This is a genomic window from Rhodomicrobium udaipurense JA643, assembly GCF_000636015.1.
Taxonomy (GTDB): domain Bacteria; phylum Pseudomonadota; class Alphaproteobacteria; order Rhizobiales; family Rhodomicrobiaceae; genus Rhodomicrobium; species Rhodomicrobium udaipurense.
Genome location: NZ_JFZJ01000071.1, coordinates 1 through 16980 on the forward strand (window position 1 = coordinate 1; position 16980 = coordinate 16980).

14 protein-coding genes are annotated in these 16980 nt (G+C 64.6%); 7 read left to right on the top strand and 7 right to left on the bottom strand.

Features of this window, described 5'->3' with window-relative positions:
* Positions 1 to 125 precede the first annotated feature (125 nt).
* Both T281_RS11005 and T281_RS11010 read right to left on the bottom strand, forming a co-directional pair.
* Positions 126 to 677, bottom strand: coding sequence for a hypothetical protein (locus T281_RS11005; protein WP_037238521.1), 552 nt, complete (start codon positions 675 to 677; stop codon positions 126 to 128).
* A 130-nt stretch (positions 678 to 807) separates the two neighbouring features.
* Entirely contained in the window at positions 808 to 2007 is a 1200-nt protein-coding gene (locus T281_RS11010; RefSeq protein ID WP_037238525.1) for an acetyl-CoA C-acyltransferase, read from the bottom strand.
* A gap of 159 nt (positions 2008 to 2166) precedes the next feature.
* Here T281_RS11010 and T281_RS17785 point away from each other — a divergent pair, with 159 nt between their 5' ends.
* Positions 2167 to 2853 carry a glutathione S-transferase family protein gene (locus T281_RS17785; RefSeq protein WP_052037388.1) on the top strand — a complete coding sequence of 229 codons (687 nt, stop codon included), beginning with the start codon at positions 2167 to 2169 and terminating at the stop codon, positions 2851 to 2853.
* Between the two features lie 14 nt (positions 2854 to 2867).
* Here T281_RS17785 and T281_RS11020 read toward each other — a convergent pair whose 3' ends face one another.
* Complete coding sequence (locus T281_RS11020; protein WP_037238528.1) at positions 2868 to 3569, bottom strand: SDR family NAD(P)-dependent oxidoreductase; 702 nt, start codon at positions 3567 to 3569, stop codon at positions 2868 to 2870.
* Between the two features lie 263 nt (positions 3570 to 3832).
* Here T281_RS11020 and ku point away from each other — a divergent pair, with 263 nt between their 5' ends.
* Together ku and ligD are read left to right on the top strand one after the other, a co-directional pair.
* Entirely contained in the window at positions 3833 to 4807 is a 975-nt protein-coding gene (gene ku / locus T281_RS11025) for a non-homologous end joining protein Ku (RefSeq protein ID WP_037238531.1), read from the top strand.
* On the top strand, positions 4807 to 7713 hold the full coding sequence (gene ligD / locus T281_RS11030; RefSeq protein WP_037238534.1) for a DNA ligase D: 2907 nt from the start codon (positions 4807 to 4809) through the stop codon (positions 7711 to 7713). Before ku ends, ligD begins: the two co-directional genes overlap by 1 nt.
* A gap of 58 nt (positions 7714 to 7771) precedes the next feature.
* On the opposite strand, the gene T281_RS17790 is transcribed toward ligD, so the two are convergent.
* On the bottom strand, positions 7772 to 8932 hold the full coding sequence (locus T281_RS17790) for a tetratricopeptide repeat protein (protein WP_162173157.1): 1161 nt from the start codon (positions 8930 to 8932) through the stop codon (positions 7772 to 7774).
* Between the two features lie 585 nt (positions 8933 to 9517).
* A complete protein-coding gene (locus tag T281_RS17795) occupies positions 9518 to 10891 on the bottom strand; it encodes an ATP-binding protein (RefSeq protein ID WP_162173158.1) in 1374 nt (457 codons plus the stop codon).
* A gap of 660 nt (positions 10892 to 11551) precedes the next feature.
* Between T281_RS17795 and T281_RS11050 the strand changes: the two genes are divergently transcribed.
* Complete coding sequence (locus T281_RS11050; RefSeq protein WP_162173159.1) at positions 11552 to 13096, top strand: glycoside hydrolase family 3 N-terminal domain-containing protein; 1545 nt, start codon at positions 11552 to 11554, stop codon at positions 13094 to 13096.
* A gap of 75 nt (positions 13097 to 13171) precedes the next feature.
* Here the strand turns inward: T281_RS11050 and T281_RS11055 are convergent, their stop codons facing one another.
* Both T281_RS11055 and T281_RS11060 read right to left on the bottom strand, forming a co-directional pair.
* Complete coding sequence (locus T281_RS11055; RefSeq protein ID WP_037238539.1) at positions 13172 to 13753, bottom strand: cytochrome b/b6 domain-containing protein; 582 nt, start codon at positions 13751 to 13753, stop codon at positions 13172 to 13174.
* The gene (locus tag T281_RS11060) at positions 13753 to 14040 is read right to left on the bottom strand and encodes a PepSY domain-containing protein (protein WP_037238541.1); all 288 of its coding nucleotides are present in this window, start codon (positions 14038 to 14040) and stop codon (positions 13753 to 13755) included. Before T281_RS11060 ends, T281_RS11055 begins: the two co-directional genes overlap by 1 nt.
* Positions 14041 to 14190: 150 nt before the next feature.
* Between T281_RS11060 and T281_RS11065 the strand changes: the two genes are divergently transcribed.
* From T281_RS11065 to T281_RS11075, 3 genes are read left to right on the top strand one after another with little or no spacing between them, the layout of a single operon-like run.
* A complete protein-coding gene (locus T281_RS11065) occupies positions 14191 to 14496 on the top strand; it encodes a PepSY domain-containing protein (protein WP_081796736.1) in 306 nt (101 codons plus the stop codon).
* Positions 14497 to 15162, top strand: a complete 666-nt coding sequence (locus T281_RS11070; RefSeq protein WP_037238546.1) for a response regulator transcription factor — start codon at positions 14497 to 14499, stop codon at positions 15160 to 15162. It begins immediately after the preceding gene.
* Positions 15159 to 16553, top strand: a complete 1395-nt coding sequence (locus tag T281_RS11075) for a sensor histidine kinase (RefSeq protein ID WP_037238550.1) — start codon at positions 15159 to 15161, stop codon at positions 16551 to 16553. The genes T281_RS11070 and T281_RS11075 overlap by 4 nt, the downstream gene beginning before the upstream one ends.
* Positions 16554 to 16980: the final 427 nt, after the last annotated feature.

Below are 16980 nucleotides of genomic sequence, written 5' to 3' on the forward strand. Positions count from 1 at the left end.
CTAGGTCGCTCTGCGAAGATGCTTCGTTGTCATCGTGAAGCGCAAGCCCAGACGGCGATACGGCGTCTACGCGCGCCCGGTCCGCGCGGCGGCATGACGGACCTCAGTTTGAGGCCGCCCCCTGCTTACGCGCGCTCGGTCCGCACCTTCATCTTCAAATAGGCGTCGTAAAGCACGAACAGCGCCAATATCTGCACGAGGATCGTTGTAATCACGCCGCGAATGAAGCTCAGCGTGAAGTCCTGCGTAAAGAGGATGTAGGTTTTCAGGGCGAGCGCGAAAGCCTGATAAGCGAGCAGGAACAGGAGCGGCGCACGTCCCGGCCGTTGGAACAGCCAGACGAGGCCGACGACGAGCGCAATGAGGTCGGCTGCGACCTGCGGCACCGCGTCCGGTCCAAACGCGACGAGCGACATCAGAAGCGAAATCACCTGAGCCGCAGGCACGCCTGCGGCGAGCGCCAGAAACCGCAGATCCTGCGGCAGCAGATGCCGCATCGCGAGGGAACTCGCCGCGAGAAGTGCGATGGCAAGACCGTAGCTTATGATGAGCATGCGCGTGAAGTCTTCGGACACGGTCGCGACGGCATAAGCGCCGATAGCGGCAAGCACAGCGACAACGCCGCCACCGATGGCAAGCAGCGGTATCTGTTTTACAGGAGCGCTCTTCTGCAGCATGGTTCCTTCCCTCCGGCTTATACTTTTACCTTCGACTATACCACGAAGGAGAAAGAGCCGTGACCACGCTTTCGCGACCGCCGTTCATCGGCATCGCGCACAAGGTCCAGCAAGGCGAAGCCGCGCCGCTTTAGGCAAGTTCGACGCCCATCGCAACGGCTTCCCCGCCGCCGATGCACAGGCTCGCGATGCCGCGCCTTGCGCCAGTCCGCCTCAGCGCGCCGATCAGCGTCACGAGCACGCGCGCGCCCGATGCGCCGATGGGATGGCCTAGCGCGCATGCCCCGCCACCGATGTTGACCTTGTCATGGGGAAGCCCGAGATCGCGCATCGCCGCCATGGCGACCACGGCGAAGGCCTCGTTGATTTCGTACAGGTCCACGTCGCGGGCTTCCCAGCCGAGCTTGTCGAGAAGCGCCCGGATCGCATGGATCGGCGCGGTCGGGAACAGGCGCGGCTCGTCGGCATAGGTCGTATGGCCGAGGATCGTCGCCAGCGGTGCGACGCCTTTCGCTTCGGCCGTCGAACGGCGCATCAGCGTGATGGCGGCCGCGCCGTCAGAGATCGAACTCGAATTGGCGGCTGTCACCGTGCCACCTTCGCGGAAGGCAGGCTTCAGCGTAGGGATTTTCGCGATGTCGATCCGGCCCGGCTGCTCGTCGCGCTCGACTATCGCCGCGCCATTGCGGGTTTCGACCATTACCTGCACCGTTTCCCAATCGAATGCGCCTCCCTCCACAGCCGCTCGCGCCCGTGTCGCCGAGGCTACGGCGTAAGCGTCCTGCGCATCGCGCGTGAAGCCGTAGGCGGTCGCGCATTCCTCCGCGAAAGTGCCCATCAGCCGCCCCTTCGTTTCAGGGCCATAAGCATCCTCCAGCCCGTCGAAGAACATTGCGTCAAGAACGCGGTCGTGGCCGAGGCGCTGTCCGCCGCGCGCCTTCGGCAGAAGATACGGCGCGTTCGTCATCGACTCCATGCCGCCCGCAGCGACCACTCGCGCGCTGCCCGCAACGAGCGCATCGTGGCCGAGCATCACCGCCTTGAGGCCCGAGCCGCACACCTTGTTGATCGTGGTGCAGCCCGCCGAAAGCGGCAGCCCGGCGCGTAGCGAGGCCTGCCGCGCGGGTGCCTGGCCGACGCCTGCGCCGAGTACGCAGCCCATGAGCACCTCATCGATGTCGGATGCCGCGAGCCCTGCGCGCTCAACGCCAGCGCGAAGCGCGATGGCGCCGAGTTCGGGGGCGGCGAGGCTCGCGAACGCGCCCTGAAACGCGCCGATGGGCGTCCGCGCGACGGACGCGATGACGATGGCGTCGGTGTTTTTGCTCATGGTTTCCTCGCGGCGCGTTGTTCCGCCCAAGCGTGCTTTGCGGTCAGTGCTTTTCCTCAGGCTACCTCAAAGCTCCCATCCGAACCATGCCGCGCGAAACGATTGCCGCCGAAAGCGGAACTCCGACGCAGGCGGACTGTTCCGCTTCAAACAACCGACATGAAGAGACGCATCGACATGGCCACAAGCGACAAGCCAGACCTCGAAATCATAGGCGCGCCATGGGGCAACTTCGTCCGCACGGTCTGCATGGCCGCCCGCGAAAAAGGCGTGCCTTATACGCAAACGGTGGTGCGGCCGACCGATCCAGAGGTGGCCGCGATCCATCCGTTCAGCCTAGTGCCTTGCGCGCGTCACGGCGACCTCGTGCTGTTCGAGAGCCGCGCCATCTGCACCTATATCGACGACGCGTTCGACGGGCCGCCGCTCGTGCCGCGCGACGCTCGCGGCGCGGCGATCACCGAGCAATGGATCGCGCTCGTGCTGACGACCATCGATCCGGTGCTTGCGAGGCAATATATCAGCGCCTATCTCGCCGCGCCCGACGGCAAGCCCGACAGTGCCACCATCGAGGCGCTTCTGCCGAAAATGCACAAATGCTTCGCGGTGCTCGACGAGCGTCTCGCGGCGAGCCGCTATCTCTCGGGCGATGCGTTCAACCTCTCCGACATGATGCTGTTTCCCCTGATGTGGTTCATGCGGCTGAAGCCGGAAAGCGCGGCCATGCTGGAGGAGTCGCCGCATATTCTCGACTGGTATGCCCGTGTCGCCGAAAGGGCGAGCGCGCGCGAAACCGAGCCGCCCGTCGTCACCGGACCGGCGGTGGCCTGCGGCGCGTTCGGCTAGACCCGCCGCATGGCCTACCAGTCGGCGGGTTCGCCGCGCCGGAAGAAGCCGCCCGTAGGCCCGTCCGCCGAGATCGCAACAAGGTCCGCGATTTCCCGCGCCGGCTCGGATGGATCGCGGTTCGCCTCCGCGCCGCCCATATCGGTGCGCACCCAGCCGGGGCAAAGGCTGTTCACCTTCACGGGGCTGTTCGGACCGAGTTCGGCGGCGAGGATCTTCGTGAAGCCGTTCAGCGCGAGTTTTGCCATGCGATAGGCCGCGTAGCCGCCCGCCATGTCCGAGATCGCGCCGAGGCCCGACGAGACGTTCACGATGCGCCCGGACCCTTTCGCCAGCATGCGCGGCACGACGAGTTGGCACATGCGGATGGGGCCGCCGAGATCGACTTCGAGCGTGCTCAGGAGGTCGCTTTCGGCCATGTCGAGCACGGGCGTTTTCGGGTTAAGCAGGATCGCGGCGTTGTTGATGAGGCCGTCGATCCGCCCTTCGCGCTTCTCGACGCTATCCACGAAGGCGCGGCAGCTTTCGGCGTTCGCCACGTCGAGCGGAAGCACGATAACCCCTTCGAGCGGCGCCATTTTCGATGGTTGGCGCACCCCCGCCACGACCGTCGCGCCGCGCGCTTTGAGTTCCTTCGCCGTGGCGAGGCCGATGCCCCGGTTGGCGCCTGTCAACAGAATGACTTTCCCGGCAATCGGATCGACGGGCAGCGGCATGGCATCTCTCCCTTGTTGGCTTCTTGCTGACAACACGCGAACCCGCGTGGTGCTTCATCTGGCGCACCCTCGCGGGCTGTTGCGTACATTATCGCAGATTCGAGCGTCGAAATGCTTCAACGATCTTCTTTTGTTCTTGAAACTAACGCCTTGAACGCGAGCTGAAACGGAACTTCTTGAATGCGCGCGGCGTTTTCATCCACCGTGAGACGTGCCACCCGGCATCGAATACTCACGCTCCCCAAGCCTTCGGAGTTCCGCGTATGGCCCCGCGCCCTTACTGGAAAGGCTATCTCAAGCTTTCGCTCGTCTCGTGTTCGGTCGCGCTCTATCCCGCGACTTCAAGCTCGGAGCGCATTTCTTTCAACTGGCTGAACCGCGCGACGGGCAACCGGCTGAAACAGCTCATGGTCGATTCGGACACGAACGAGCCGGTTGAGCGCGAGGAGCGCGTGCGCGGCTATCAGGTGGCGAAGAACGATTACCTGTTTATCGAGGACGACGACCTCGACACGGTGGAGATCGAAAGCTCGCACACCATCGAGATCGAGCGCTTCGTGCCGAAATCCGAGATTGACCCGGTTTATCTCGACAGCCCTTATTATCTCGCGCCGAACGACAAGGTAGCGGAGGAAGCGTTTGCCGTGATCCGCGATGCCATGGCGGCGGAGGGCGTGGCGGGGCTGGGGCGAGCGGTCATCAACCGGCGCGAACGGCTTTTCATGCTGGAGCCGCGCGATAAGGGCATCGTTGCGACATCGCTGCACTACAATTACGAGGTGCGCAGCGACGAAGCTTATTTCGAGGACATCCCCGAGATCAAGATTCCCGGCGAAATGCTGGATCTGGCGAAGCACATCATCGGTACGAAGCGCGGGCATTTCGACATTGCGGCCTTCGACGACCGCTACGAGAGCGCGCTGGCGGAGATGATCAAGGCGAAGCAGGCGGGCCGCCCGATCGAGGCGACCCGGCCCGCGCAGCCGACGAACGTCATCAACCTCATGGAAGCGCTCAGGAAATCGGTCGCCGCCGACAAGGGAACGAAAGTTGCGGCCGAGCCTGCTTCCGGCGAGGAACCGAGGACGAAGAAATCCGCCGCGAAACCTGCGCCGCGCGCCTCAGCTGAAGCGCGGGCCGAGCCGGAGCGTAAGCCGCGTGCGGCCAAGGCGAAGGCCGCCGCCGTCCCGCCGCCGCCGCGTTCCAAGCCTGAACGAAAGAGGGCGGGCATACACTGATGCCGAAGGCCGCCGCTTCAGAACCGGCAAAATCAAAGCGCGGCGCGCCGGACGTTTCCGCGAAGGGCGACCTCACGCGCTACCGTCAAAAGCGCGACTTTACGAAAACGCCTGAGCCATCCGGCACGAAGCAAGGGGCGAAGGCCCCTGCGCTGCGCTTCGTCATCCAGAAGCACGCGGCGCGGCGGCTGCATTACGACCTGCGCCTTGAACTCGACGGCGTCTACAAAAGCTGGGCGGTGACGAAAGGGCCGAGCCTCGATCCCGCCGAAAAGCGGCTTGCCGTGCATGTCGAGGACCACCCGCTCGACTATGGCGATTTCGAGGGCATTATCCCGCCGGGCGAGTATGGCGGCGGCACGGTGATGATCTGGGATCGCGGCACGTGGGAGCCGGAAGGCGATCCCGCGAAGGGCTACGCGAAAGGGCATCTCGCGTTCACGCTACACGGCGAAAAACTCAAAGGCCGCTGGCACCTCATCCACATCAAGCCAAGGCTGGGCGAGAAGGACCAGCAGTGGCTTTTGTTCAAGTCCGACGACGAATATGCGCGCGCTGAGGCCGATGGCGACATCCTCGAAGGCGCGCCTGATTCGGTCGCGACAGGACGCAGCATCGACGAAATCGCGCGCGACGGCGAAGCGGTGTGGTCCGGCAAGGCGGGGCTTGTTAAGGGGGAGCTTTCGCCTGCGGAGGACGCGGAGGATGCGGAAGCGCTGCCGAAGCGCAAGCGGCGTCGCACGCTGGCGGATGCCACGGGCGCGGCGGGAGCCATCCGCGCCGACCGCCGCGCGTCGGACAAGGATAGGGCGAAGGCCAAGTCGCGGCAAAATGCGAGCGGCGGTGCAGCATCCATAGCGCCGGATGCCAACCCCGCCGCTGCACCGCCACGCGCGAAGTCGCCCGCCCGCGTCGCTGTGGCAACCAAGGCACCCGCCGGCGCTGCGAAAGCCGTCGCAGGCGCGGTAAAAGCGCCGTTCCCCGGCTTCGTCGCGCCATGCCTCGCGCAGCTTTGCGAGCGCGCACCCGACGGCGATAACTGGCTCCACGAAATCAAGTTCGACGGCTATCGCCTTATGGCGCTGATCGAGAGCGGACGCGTGCGCCTCATGACGCGCAGCGGCCTCGACTGGACGGAGCGTTTCCCCGCAATCGCCCGGGCGTTCGCCGCCTTCCCCGCCGCGTCGGCAATCGTGGACGGTGAGGCCGTGGTCGAGGATAACACGGGCGTGTCGAGCTTCTCGGCGCTGCAAGAGGCGTTATCCACGCGCAAAAGCGCTGCCGAAATCGTCTTCTTCGCATTCGACCTTCTCTATCTCGACGGATACGACCTGAGGGCGGCGAGCCTCGAATCACGCAAGGCCGCACTTGCGCCGCTGATCGAAGCCACCGCAGCGCCGACGCTTCGCTATTCTGACCACGTCATCGGCCACGGCCCCGCGATGGTCGAAAACGCCTGCCGCCTCGGCCTCGAAGGCATCGTGTCGAAGCGCCTCGACGCGCCTTACCGCTCCGGCCGGCACGGCGCATGGCTCAAGACGAAATGCACGAACCGTCAGGAATTTGTCGTTGGAGGTTACGCACCATCGACCGCGATGCACGGCGCGATCGGCAGCCTTGCGCTCGGCGCTTTCGATGGCGGGGCGCTGCTGCATGTGGGCCGCGCCGGGACCGGCTTCACGCAGGCGACCGCGAAGGCGCTGTTCAAGCAGCTTCAGCCGCTGCGGCGTGCAACCTCGCCCTTCGCCAATGCGTTGTCGTCAGAAGAAAAGCGCGGGCTTGTTTATGTCGAGCCGAAGCTCGTCGCCGAGGTCGAGTTTCGGGGCTGGACGGGCGACCGGCACCTGCGCCACGCCGCATTCAAGGGCTTGCGCGAGGACAAGCCCGCAACGGAGGTTTTGTTCGAAATGCCGCGTCAACAGACAGGCCCCGAGGCTGCCGCCCGCGACCGCACCGCGCCTGCGCGCGCCCGTGCGACGCCCGGGAAGGGCGGCACCATCGACTTCGAAGGCATCCGGCTCACCCATCCCGACCGCATCCTGTGGGAGGGGCAGGGGCTGACGAAGCTCGGCCTCGCCGACTATTACGCGGAGGTCGCGAACCACATTCTGCCGTTCATCACTGGCCGCCCGCTGGCGCTTGTCCGCTGCCCGAGCGGCCAAGGCGGCGATTGCTTCTATCAGAAGCGATCATTCGCGGGGCTCACCGACGCCGTCGAGGTGGTCCCCCTCGCCGACAAGGACGGCGACACGGAGGCGCTCGTCATCCACGACCTGCGCGGCCTTATCAATCTCGTGCAGTCGAACGTGCTCGAAATCCATCCCTGGGGCGCGCGCATCGACGACCTTGAGCGCCCCGACACGCTGATTTTCGATCTCGATCCGGGCGATGGCGTCGGCTTCGAGGCGGTCATGGATGGCGCGCGCGAGGTTCGGCGGCGGCTCGGCGATCTCGGCATCGAGTCGTGGGTGAAGACGACGGGAGGCAACGGGCTGCATGTAGTGTCGCCGCTGGTGCCGGATCTCGGCTGGGACGAGGTGAAGACCTTCGCTCAGGGCCTTGCGCAGACGATGGAGCGGGATGCGCCGCAGCGCTTCGTTTCGACCATGGCGAAAAAAGCGCGCGAGGGGAAAATATATGTCGATTATCTCCGCAACGGGCGCGGCTCGACGGCCATCGCACCCTATTCCACGCGAGCGCGCGAGGGCGCGCCCGTGGCAACGCCGCTCGGTTGGGACGAACTCGGCCCGGTGCTGACGCCGCAAAGGTTTACGGTCGAAACGATGGGTCGACGGCTCGCGGCGTTGAAGTCCGATCCGTGGGCGGGCTATTTCGATAATCCGCAGCGCATCGAAAGTGGTGGCGGGCGCGCGGCGCGGCGTTCAAGACGTCGGCCGAAGTCTTAGTTCGCATGGCCGGTTCGCCAATCGGAACCCGGCGATGCGCTTTATTCGCGGATCTGCTCTACTCGTCCACGCCCGCCAATTTGACGCTGGATGGCAAGTCGCTGCGAGCATCCGTCGTGCGTGCACGGTACATCTCGATAATACCGGCAGACCCGCTTTCCTTCTGATCGACGCTATAATGCGGGGTGCCCTCTTCGGAAACGGACATCGGCGTGGCGTCAAGCTCGGTCAGCGCTTTCGACGTACCCTTGATCGGCGTGCCGACCAGCGGTGCCGTGAGCGATTGCTGTGTCATAGGCGTAATGGCCGAAGGCGCGACCGGCGCGGTAGCGGCCGACGCCTCATCGCGCGTGCCACCGTTGATCAGGATATCGCTCGACACCGGGAAACGCGCGGCGCTCGCCTCCTGCACGATGAAAGCGTTCGCTTCGAGAATCTCGCTCGGCGCAGCTTCGGCGCGTGCGCTTTCAAAGATCCGACCCACCCAAGCCTTGTCTTCGTTCGAGGCGTTGCGGTGCGCGATCGCCAGCAATCCCAATCCATCGCCGGGCACGCGCTTCACGCCATCTCGGCCCTTCCAGAGGATCTCGCCAAGCGTCGCCTGAGCGGGCGCATAGCCCTTGCGGCTCGCAGACAGAAGCCATTGAGCGGCGGCACGCGTGTTCTTGGTGACGCCTTCCCCTTCGGTGAGAAGCCTTGCCAGCTCGAACTGGGCAGCGGGATCAGCGAGATAGCTTGCGGCATGGTGCACGAGGCTGAAGGCATAGGCCGGATCGGGATCGACATCTGCTTCGGCTATGCCCTGTTTATAAAGCCGCGCCATCTGGAGGAAGGCCGAGGCGATGAGCGGTGCACGTGCATCGCGCGAGCCGGTTTCGCTGAATTCGGCGATAATGCCCTGAAAATACTCGGCGGCGCGGCTCTCGCTCTTCTTGACGCCGTTTCCGCTTGCGAAGCGCCGGCCGAGTTCGACGCGTGCGGCAAGGTCGCCCTTGTCGGCGGCGGCGGCGAGGTCGCCATATTTGGTCTGCGGAAATGCAGTCGCAGCTTGCGCTCCGGGGAACGGCGCGAGCGAAGCCGATGCCGGCGCGGGTGTCACCGTGGCGCCGCGTCTGGGCTGCAAGCCAGTCTGCAAGGCGACCATGCCGATGGCGACGCCGCAAAACAGCAATGGAATGGATAACACCCTGAGAGCGCGCATTACTTTAGAGATCTTCATGGCAAATGTTTTCAACCGAGGCGCCTCGACGCCCGACAAAGTGATCCCGTGCTCGCGTCGCACGCTGCACGTGTATCTTGGGTACCCGGAAGTTGTAGTCGTTTTTAGGCAAAGTCCCGGCATAATGACGGCAGGCGGTTTTTCTCCACGACATCAAGCCTCCCGCAGCAATCGCCGACCACGATTCTCCATCGTCGGAACCCCAGGTTCCGGTAGCCGTGCAGAACGCTATGCCCTGATGAGAGGACGCGAGCGTTGTCGCGGCGAATTGCATGTTTGGGGGTGTCATGGCGTTGAATGTGCGAGCGGTCACGGCAACCATCCTCTCACCGGCAATAACCGGCGCTTCGGAAAGTCTGTTATTTATCGGGAGGGAAGCACCGCATACGCATAACAGACGGCAACTTCGACAAACTCTAAGCCTCTTCTACAAGAACAAGGTCGAATTGCTTTCGGTTTCGACTTAGAACAATGTGGTTCCTGTTTATGGCCTAAACGGGGCAGGAACGCCCCATCCCGTGCTGTTTGGGCAACAGGAGCGTCTAAAGGGTAACCATCCCGGAACCGTGTCTTAAAAGCTTTAAATCAAATCCTGCCAAGCGGGATGAACAGCCGCGACAGCACGTCATGACGCTGAAGCGGTTTCAGCTCATCGCGCGCCTGGGAAAGCCACGGAAGGGTCGAAGGCGCGAAATGTCTCAGCGCGTCCTCGAAGGCGGCCGTCGTGAGCGCTCCTTCGCCCGAACCCGATAACGCCTTGGTTAACGAGGCGTTACTGACGAGGTCGGCAAGCGCTCGCAGGTCGGCACCCGAAAATCCGTCCGTCTTCCGGGCGATACGGTCCGCTGAGACCGTCTCCGCTCCGGGTATGCCCGCGATCGCCTTGGTCAGTATTTTCTTTCGGGCTTCGTAGTCGGGCGGCGGGACGAAAAACAGGCTCTGCATCCGCATCGAGCGGAACAGCGCGCGGTCGAGGTGCCACGGCGCATTCGATGCGACGATGACCAAAACGCCACTGTTGTTGCGCTGAGTCCCGTCGATTTCCGATGCGAAGGCGGAAACGAGTGCGCTGACGCTTTCGCGGGAAGACTTCGCGCGCTGAGAGACGACGTCGAATTCGTCGAAGAAGAGAATGGCCGGCGTGTCCGAGCGCGCTTCGTCGAACAGCACGCGCAGCCGCTTTTCCGCCTCACCCGGATATTTGTCGATGAGATCTTCCGGGTTCACGGACAGGAAGCGCGCGTCGCTTTCGCCCGCGGTGGCACGCGCGACCAGCGTCTTGCCGCAGCCGGGAGGGCCGTAAAGCAGGATGTTGCCCCCGGCCTTCTGCTTGTAGCGCTCGAAAATGCTCGGCTTCAGATATGGCAGTACGATGCGGCGGCGGACTTCCATCTTGACATCGTCGAGACCGGCCACGTCGCCGAAGGTGAAGGCGACGTCGTCGAAATCGTCGAGGAAGACATCGGAGAAAACGTCGCGCCGCTCCTGCTCGGCCTTCGCTTCCCGGCGCAGGGAATAGGTGTTCAGCGAGATGACCTTGGCGGGCGTGGCGATGATCGGGCTGCCCGGCCGAATGCCGAGCAAGCGCTCCAGATCGCGGTTGCGGATGGTTGTGTCCTGCTGCACGGCCTGCCGATAGAGCGCCTGTGCCTCCTGCTCGCGGTTGAGCGCGAACAAGGCGCGCGCCCTCAGCGCCTGCTCCTCCGGATGGTCGGAACAGCGGGCGAGCGTTTCAGCCAAGTCGAAATCCTCCGCATTCAGGCTGAAACGGCAGGCTTTGCGTCTGACGGCGGCGAAAGGCTCGCTCGTCAATGTGTCTTGCGGAAGCGCGCGCAGCAGTTCGAGAACCGCCACTTGTCCCTCTTGCCCCTCGGCTTCGTCCATGATGATCGAGAGGAGGTCGCCACTCGCGCGAGTCCTGTAGACTTTGATCAGCGCTTGCAGCGTCTCTTGATCCATATGCGGATTGCCCATCACCGTCTGGGCACGCCCGCGCTGCGTTGCAAATTGAGCGCCATTACCACTACCCCGTCTTTAAGCCGCCGATAACAAAGGCCAAACGTGCAAAACGCAAGGCAGTGCGGGCCGATATAGGGGAGAACTTTTCGTTTTTCCCCGCCTTGTGGCCCGCCCACCACAACCCCTGCTGCACATTCAACTGAAGCGTTCCCGTTCCCGTTCGAGACGTCATTGCCACCGCGATGGTGTCGGTCTCATGGCGCATGGCCGCGAAAAGGAGGGACAACGGGGCGGTGAGACAGCGTGTCTCGGGGCGCGGATTCTGTCGCCGGAGCGCTCACGGTGATCGCCCGACTGCGCCCGCGCGGTAGAGCCTTGCGATCCAGGCATTCCGCAGAGTGGCGCCACCATCAGCCTGAGGATTGGAAATATACATGAAAGCAATAAGTTAGCTGTTCCCGTGTCGGCGCCGGTCAGCTCGCGAGCGCGCCCGCCAGGAAATGCCGCGCGCACATTCGCGTTCTTTTTTTCGAGCGAAACCAAAAGGCATCTACGGCAAAAGAAGTAGGGATCTCGCGTCCCGCGTGCTGGAACGCAACCCATCCATGCAATATCCTCCGACAGGCTGAAAATCGGTCTGGTATGGTGTTGGGGGGTTCGGTGCGATCAAGGCTTGTCGCGCTTGGCGTTTTTGGTCTTTCCGGGGCGGCCGCCGCAGCGCCCATCCCGCTGCCGTTCGCTGCCCGTTCCGACGCCGTCGTCTTCGTCAATGATGTGGAAGACGCCTTCCCCGGAACAGCGACGACGCGTCGTCTTCGTCCCACACCCGCCGAGTGCCGCGCCCGCGCCCTGCAATATAGCGGGGGTGAATGCGTGACGACGGTCGAGAAGCCGCCCGTCGCATCGCCGCAAAAGCCGCCTCTCCCGCCGAAGCCGAAGACTGCGACACCGGCCCCGGCGAGCGCTCCGAAGCCCAATGCTCCGCCTAAGCCGAATGCCCCGGTCGCGAGCGCCACACGCCCCACGAACGAAAGCGGACGCCTGCCGCCCGCGGCGAAGCCCGTGGTGATGCAGACTTCGCGGGTTATCGGCCCGGCGCCGAAAACCGACGTGGCGAAGGTCAGCGTGACCAAGGTCGGCGCGCCGAAGGGCGATGCGGCGAAAGCCTCGGCGGCGAGTGCGCCTCCCTCGCTGCGCGCGATGACGGGTCAACTGCTTCTCTCCGGCTTCTCCGGGCGGCGTGCTAGCGATCCGGATGTCGTCCGCGTTCATGCGGCGCTGGCTGCCGGTCGTCTCGCGGGCGTAGTTGTGGCCACGAGCAACATTTCATCGTCCGCGCAGCTTCGCGAGTTGCTTCATTATCTGGGAGATAACAACGGGGCCGCGCCCGCCCTCGTCGCGGTGGATCAGGAAGGCGGCCCCGAATCCGCGCTCGGCGAGGAGAAGGGCTTCGCCTTCTATCCCTCCGCGAAGAATGTCGGGCAAAGCCGCAGCTTCGGCGAAGCGCGCGCGCTTTACCGTGAAATGGCGGCGGAGATGTCTTCGCTCGGCATCACCCTCAATATCGGGCCGGCGCTCGGCGCTTGCGGCGACAAGCGCGCGGATTTTTCCGCACCGTGCTTCGCCACGGCTGAGCCGCGCGCCAGGGCGTTCGCGGCCGCGTTCACGCGCGGTCACCATGACCGGGCGGTTCTCACGGCGCTTCGTGCGGAGGCGTTCAGCGCGCGTCGGGCGGCATCGCTGCGGCGGGAGCGCGCCAGCACGGCCATGTTGCGGGCTGTCGCCAGAGCCGACGCGGCGGACGCCGCAATCCTGCGCGTAAAGGCGAGCGAGCAGCCTATTGCGGCCGCCGTGACGAGTGTGTCCCAGCCGTCGCGACCCGGCGAGAGCAGGCTCCGACGCGACATGGCATTCGGGGGAGCGATCATCGTCGACCTCGACCTCGGCAACAGCGGCGCGCCGTTGCATCAGGGTGGAGTTGTCGTATCTGCGCTGATCGCGGGCGCGGATCTCGTGCTCGTGCGCGCAACGCCGGACGTGCCGCAAGACCTCGACGAGACCGTTTATGAAGCGGTGGAGGAGGCAGTGGTTGCAGGTCGGTTGCCGCGCGCGCGGGTGGAGGATGCCTGGCGTCACGTGCTTTCGCTCAAGTCGCGCCTGGCGACCTTCCGCCAGCGGATACAGGTCGCGAACGCGTCGCGGTAGATTTATCAAAGCGAAGCCGCTCAGGCTGAGACAACCCGAGCGGCAAATGGACAAGGCATTGACCGGCGCGAAACGCTACGCGTGCGATGTGTCGGTGCCGGTTTTCTTGCGCCCGGTAATCATCGCGCGGGCGAGGTTTTCGCCATGCTCGACGCTCGCCCAGATGACGCCGACGATATGGAGACCGATCAGCACCAGCATGCCGTTGGCGAATGCCTCGTGCACTTCCTCCAACTCGTGCGAGCCCCAGCCCGATCTCGTCGTCATCATGTAGCCCGTGGTGCAGGTGCCGATGAGCGTTGCGAGCAGCAGGAGGATCATGATGCCGCCCGCCGGATTATGGCCGAGGTAGCGCTGCCCCTTGAAGGATGTCGCGCCCTTCAGATAGGCGACGACCGTCCCGGGCGACTTAACGAAGTCGCTGAAGCGCGCGTGTCTCGTGCCGATGAAGCCCCAGACGATGCGCAGGCCCACGAGCGCCGCGATGGCATAACCCACCATGATGTGCACGCGCTCGACCTCGTCGCCGGTCGCAAAAGCCGCGATGAACAGGCCGACGAGCGACCAGTGGAAGACCCGCACGAAAGGATCCCACACCTTGACCGTTGCCGGCGGCGTCACGCCGCCGGCTTCGATCGCCTGTTGGGCGATGGTCATCAGTCTTCGTCCTTCTTCGTCTCGACGATCTTCGCATTCGTCGGATCGACGAACAGCTCGATGCGCTCGCCGGACTTGTCGACGGCGTAAAGTTCGCCGCACGCCTTCTTCAGCTTGGCCTTGCGCACCTTGTAGCCCTGCTCCTCGACCTTCGCCTGAAGATCGGCGATCTTGAGCCATTGGCTTTCCGGCGCAGTCGTGCAGGGGCGGGACGGGTCGCTCGCATTTGCGGCGGTCGCTGCGGCGCAAACGGCAAGGGCAGACAAAACAAGGGAAAATTTCCGCATCTCAAAACTCCGGATTCGATTGCAGCAGGGCACGATAGCCCCGCCGATGGACAATCAATGGCAGAGTGGCGGTGACGGCAGCCTGTTGGCCGATGTCAGCGTTTTGTCAGCGGGCGGATGCGATGGAATAACGCCGGAAGGATCACATTGATGTCGCCGCTTCGGTTTCTTTTCGTCGCCATGGTCGCGTTCGCCGCGCCGGTGCTGACGCACGCGCATTCTGATGACGATCACGACGCGGCGCTGGAAGCCGTCGAAAAGAAGGACATCAGGCAACTCGCCGACATCCTCGGCTCGGTGAGGGACCGGCTGCCGGGCGAGGTGGTTGGCATCGAGATCGAGCGCAAGCACGGCGTGTGGTATTATGAGTTTCGCACCGTGGACAAGGCGGGCCGGATTTTCGAGGTCTATGTCGATGCGAAGACCGCCGAAATCGCGAAGATCAAGGAAAAGTAGATGCGCGTGCTTCTTGTCGAGGATGACAGGCGGATCGCCGACGATGTGGAGCGTGCGCTTCAGGCGAGCGGCTATGTGGTGGAAACGGCGGGCGAGGGCGAAGACGCCTGGTTTCGCGGCGATACCGAAGACTACGCCGCCGTCATTCTCGATCTCGGCCTGCCGCGCATGGACGGGTTGTCCGTGCTGAAGCGCTGGCGCGCCGCCGACCGTCGCATGCCGGTTCTCATCCTCACCGCGCGCGGAAGCTGGGCGGAACGTGTCGACGGCATCGACGCGGGCGCCGACGACTATCTGCCGAAGCCCTTCCATATGGAGGAGCTTCTCTCGCGGCTGCGCGCGATCATTCGCCGCTCGGCAGGTGCCGCGTCCTCGCTCGTCAGCATCGGCGATGTGACAGTCGACGACCGTCAGATGCGCGTGAGCGTGCGCGGCGTACCCGTGGCGCTGTCGGCGCTGGAATATCGCGTCGTCGCCTATCTTGTGCTGCATCGCGGTCGCGTCGTGCCGCAGCATGAGCTTGAGGAAGCCGTGTACGGCCACGACGAGGATCACGATTCCAATGCACTTGAGGTGCTGATGGGGCGCGTGCGGCGCAAGCTCGGCGTGCCCGTGATCGGGACGCGGCGCGGCTTCGGCTACATCATCGAAGAACCGGGGTCATGACGCTGTCGTCGCTTCGGCTGCGGCTGATCGTGGGCGGGATAGCGGCGATTCTCCTCGCGCTGACCGTCGCGGGTGGCGGGCTCGTGCATCTTTTCGAGCGCCATGTCGCGCGCACCATCGCCGACGATCTCAACCTGCATCTTAGCCAGATCCTTGCGGCGCTCGACGTGAACGCCGACGGCACGCTCGTGCTGACGAGAAAGCCGGGCGATCCGCGCTTCGAGGTGCCGCTGTCGGGCCTTTACTGGCAGGTCAGCAACGATCGCGACCAGCTTCTGCGCTCGCGCTCTCTCTGGGATGCGACGCTGCCGATCGCGGCCGATGCCATTTCGCCGGGCGAGGAACATCGGCATGTCTTGCGCGGGCCGGGGCGCGATGAGGTGCTCGCGGCTGAGCGAAGCGTTGTTCTCACCGTGGGCGACCGCAAGACGCCGGTGCGGGTTGCGGTTGCGGCGAGCCTGGCCGGAGTTTCGAAGGCTTCTGCGGCCTTCACGCGCGATCTAGCTATCGCGCTTGCGATCCTCGGCGCGGTTCTGACGGGTGCAACCATTCTTCAGGTTAGCCTCGGCCTTCGCCCTCTCGACAGGCTGCGCCGGGGCGTGGCCGACATCCGCGCGGGCCGCATCGTGAACCTGCCCACGGCGGTGCCTTCGGAAGTGCATCCGCTTGTCGAGGAAATGAACGCGCTGATCGATAGTCAGATGTGCGAGATCGAGCGCTCGCGCGGGCGCGCTGCCGACCTAGCGCATGGCCTCAAGACGCCGCTCGCCGCCCTTTCGGCGGATGCACGCCGCTTGCGAGGGCAGGGCGAAAAGCAGATCGCAGACGATATCGAAGGCGTGGTGGCCGCGATGGGCCGGCATGTGGATCGCGAGTTGGCGCGGGCTCGCGTGCGTGGCGTCGGCGGGCGCAGCGTGGGCCGCCCGACACCGCTCGCGCCGTTGCTTGCGTCGCTGATCGCGACGCTCGGTCGAACGTCCGAAGGCGCGCGCGTCGTTTTCGAAACGCGCCAGCCGCCCGAGTTCGCGATTCCCATGGACCGGACCGACCTCGCCGAAGTGCTCGGCAATTTGCTGGAGAACGCGGCGCGGCACGCTTCGACGCGCGTGCTCGTTTCGGCCGCCGCCGACGATGACGGCGCGGGTCTGCGGATTACTGTTGAAGACGATGGCGCAGGGATCGCGCCGGAACTGCGAGATTTGGTGATGGAGCGCGGTATCCGCCTCGATGAGCGCGAGCGTGGCACGGGATTAGGCCTCGCCATCGTGCAGGATGTGCTGGACGCCTATGGCTGGCGGCTCTCGCTCGACGCATCGGCGGCGCTCGACGCATCGGCGGCGCTCGGCGGATTGAAGGCGACGATCGAGACCGGGCCGAAAGCCGGATCGTGAGCGACGGGGATGCGGCGTGCTGCCGCGCGACGTGTCGCAAATCTGTGACGTGAGCGTGGCATGTGTGCCCTGGCGAGGCCGCAAAGCGCCAGTCGAACTCTCGCGGCTGAGGGCCTGCGAGAGTGTTTCGCGGTGGCCGATGACAAGGCGCGGCGGCTCTGCGCGGTAAGGACTACAGGCCCGAGCGTTGCATGAAATGCGGCAAGCTCAACGGGCGTGGAGCTCAGTCTGAATGGACGGGCGAGTTCCCAGCGCAAGGCTACAGCCGAACCCGCGAGGGCTTAGCTAAGCGGGCGCCATCGCTACAGGCGTCCGCTGTTTGTTGCAACGTGTTGTCCGCTTCAGGCGTGGAGCTTGCGCGCTTCTTCCGGCAGCATGACAGGAATGCCCTTGCGGACGGGATAGGCGAGCCCGGCGGCCTGACTTA

Bases quoted from the DNA above. Each gene is read 5' to 3' on its own strand.
- ku (WP_037238531.1), top strand. From the start codon at position 3,833: ATGGCCCCGCGCCCTTACTGGAAAGGCTATCTCAAGCTTTCGCTCGTC.
- T281_RS17790 (WP_162173157.1), bottom strand. From the start codon at position 8,932: ATGAAGATCTCTAAAGTAATGCGCGCTCTCAGGGTGTTATCCATTCCA.
- T281_RS11075 (WP_037238550.1), top strand. From the start codon at position 15,159: ATGACGCTGTCGTCGCTTCGGCTGCGGCTGATCGTGGGCGGGATAGCG.
- T281_RS17785 (WP_052037388.1), top strand. From the start codon at position 2,167: ATGAAGAGACGCATCGACATGGCCACAAGCGACAAGCCAGACCTCGAA.
- T281_RS11055 (WP_037238539.1), bottom strand. From the start codon at position 13,753: ATGACCATCGCCCAACAGGCGATCGAAGCCGGCGGCGTGACGCCGCCG.
- T281_RS11005 (WP_037238521.1), bottom strand. From the start codon at position 677: ATGCTGCAGAAGAGCGCTCCTGTAAAACAGATACCGCTGCTTGCCATC.
- ligD (WP_037238534.1), top strand. From the start codon at position 4,807: ATGCCGAAGGCCGCCGCTTCAGAACCGGCAAAATCAAAGCGCGGCGCG.
- T281_RS11065 (WP_081796736.1), top strand. From the start codon at position 14,191: ATGTCGCCGCTTCGGTTTCTTTTCGTCGCCATGGTCGCGTTCGCCGCG.
- T281_RS11060 (WP_037238541.1), bottom strand. From the start codon at position 14,040: ATGCGGAAATTTTCCCTTGTTTTGTCTGCCCTTGCCGTTTGCGCCGCA.
- T281_RS17795 (WP_162173158.1), bottom strand. From the start codon at position 10,891: ATGGATCAAGAGACGCTGCAAGCGCTGATCAAAGTCTACAGGACTCGC.
- T281_RS11070 (WP_037238546.1), top strand. From the start codon at position 14,497: ATGCGCGTGCTTCTTGTCGAGGATGACAGGCGGATCGCCGACGATGTG.
- T281_RS11020 (WP_037238528.1), bottom strand. From the start codon at position 3,569: ATGCCGCTGCCCGTCGATCCGATTGCCGGGAAAGTCATTCTGTTGACA.
- T281_RS11010 (WP_037238525.1), bottom strand. From the start codon at position 2,007: ATGAGCAAAAACACCGACGCCATCGTCATCGCGTCCGTCGCGCGGACG.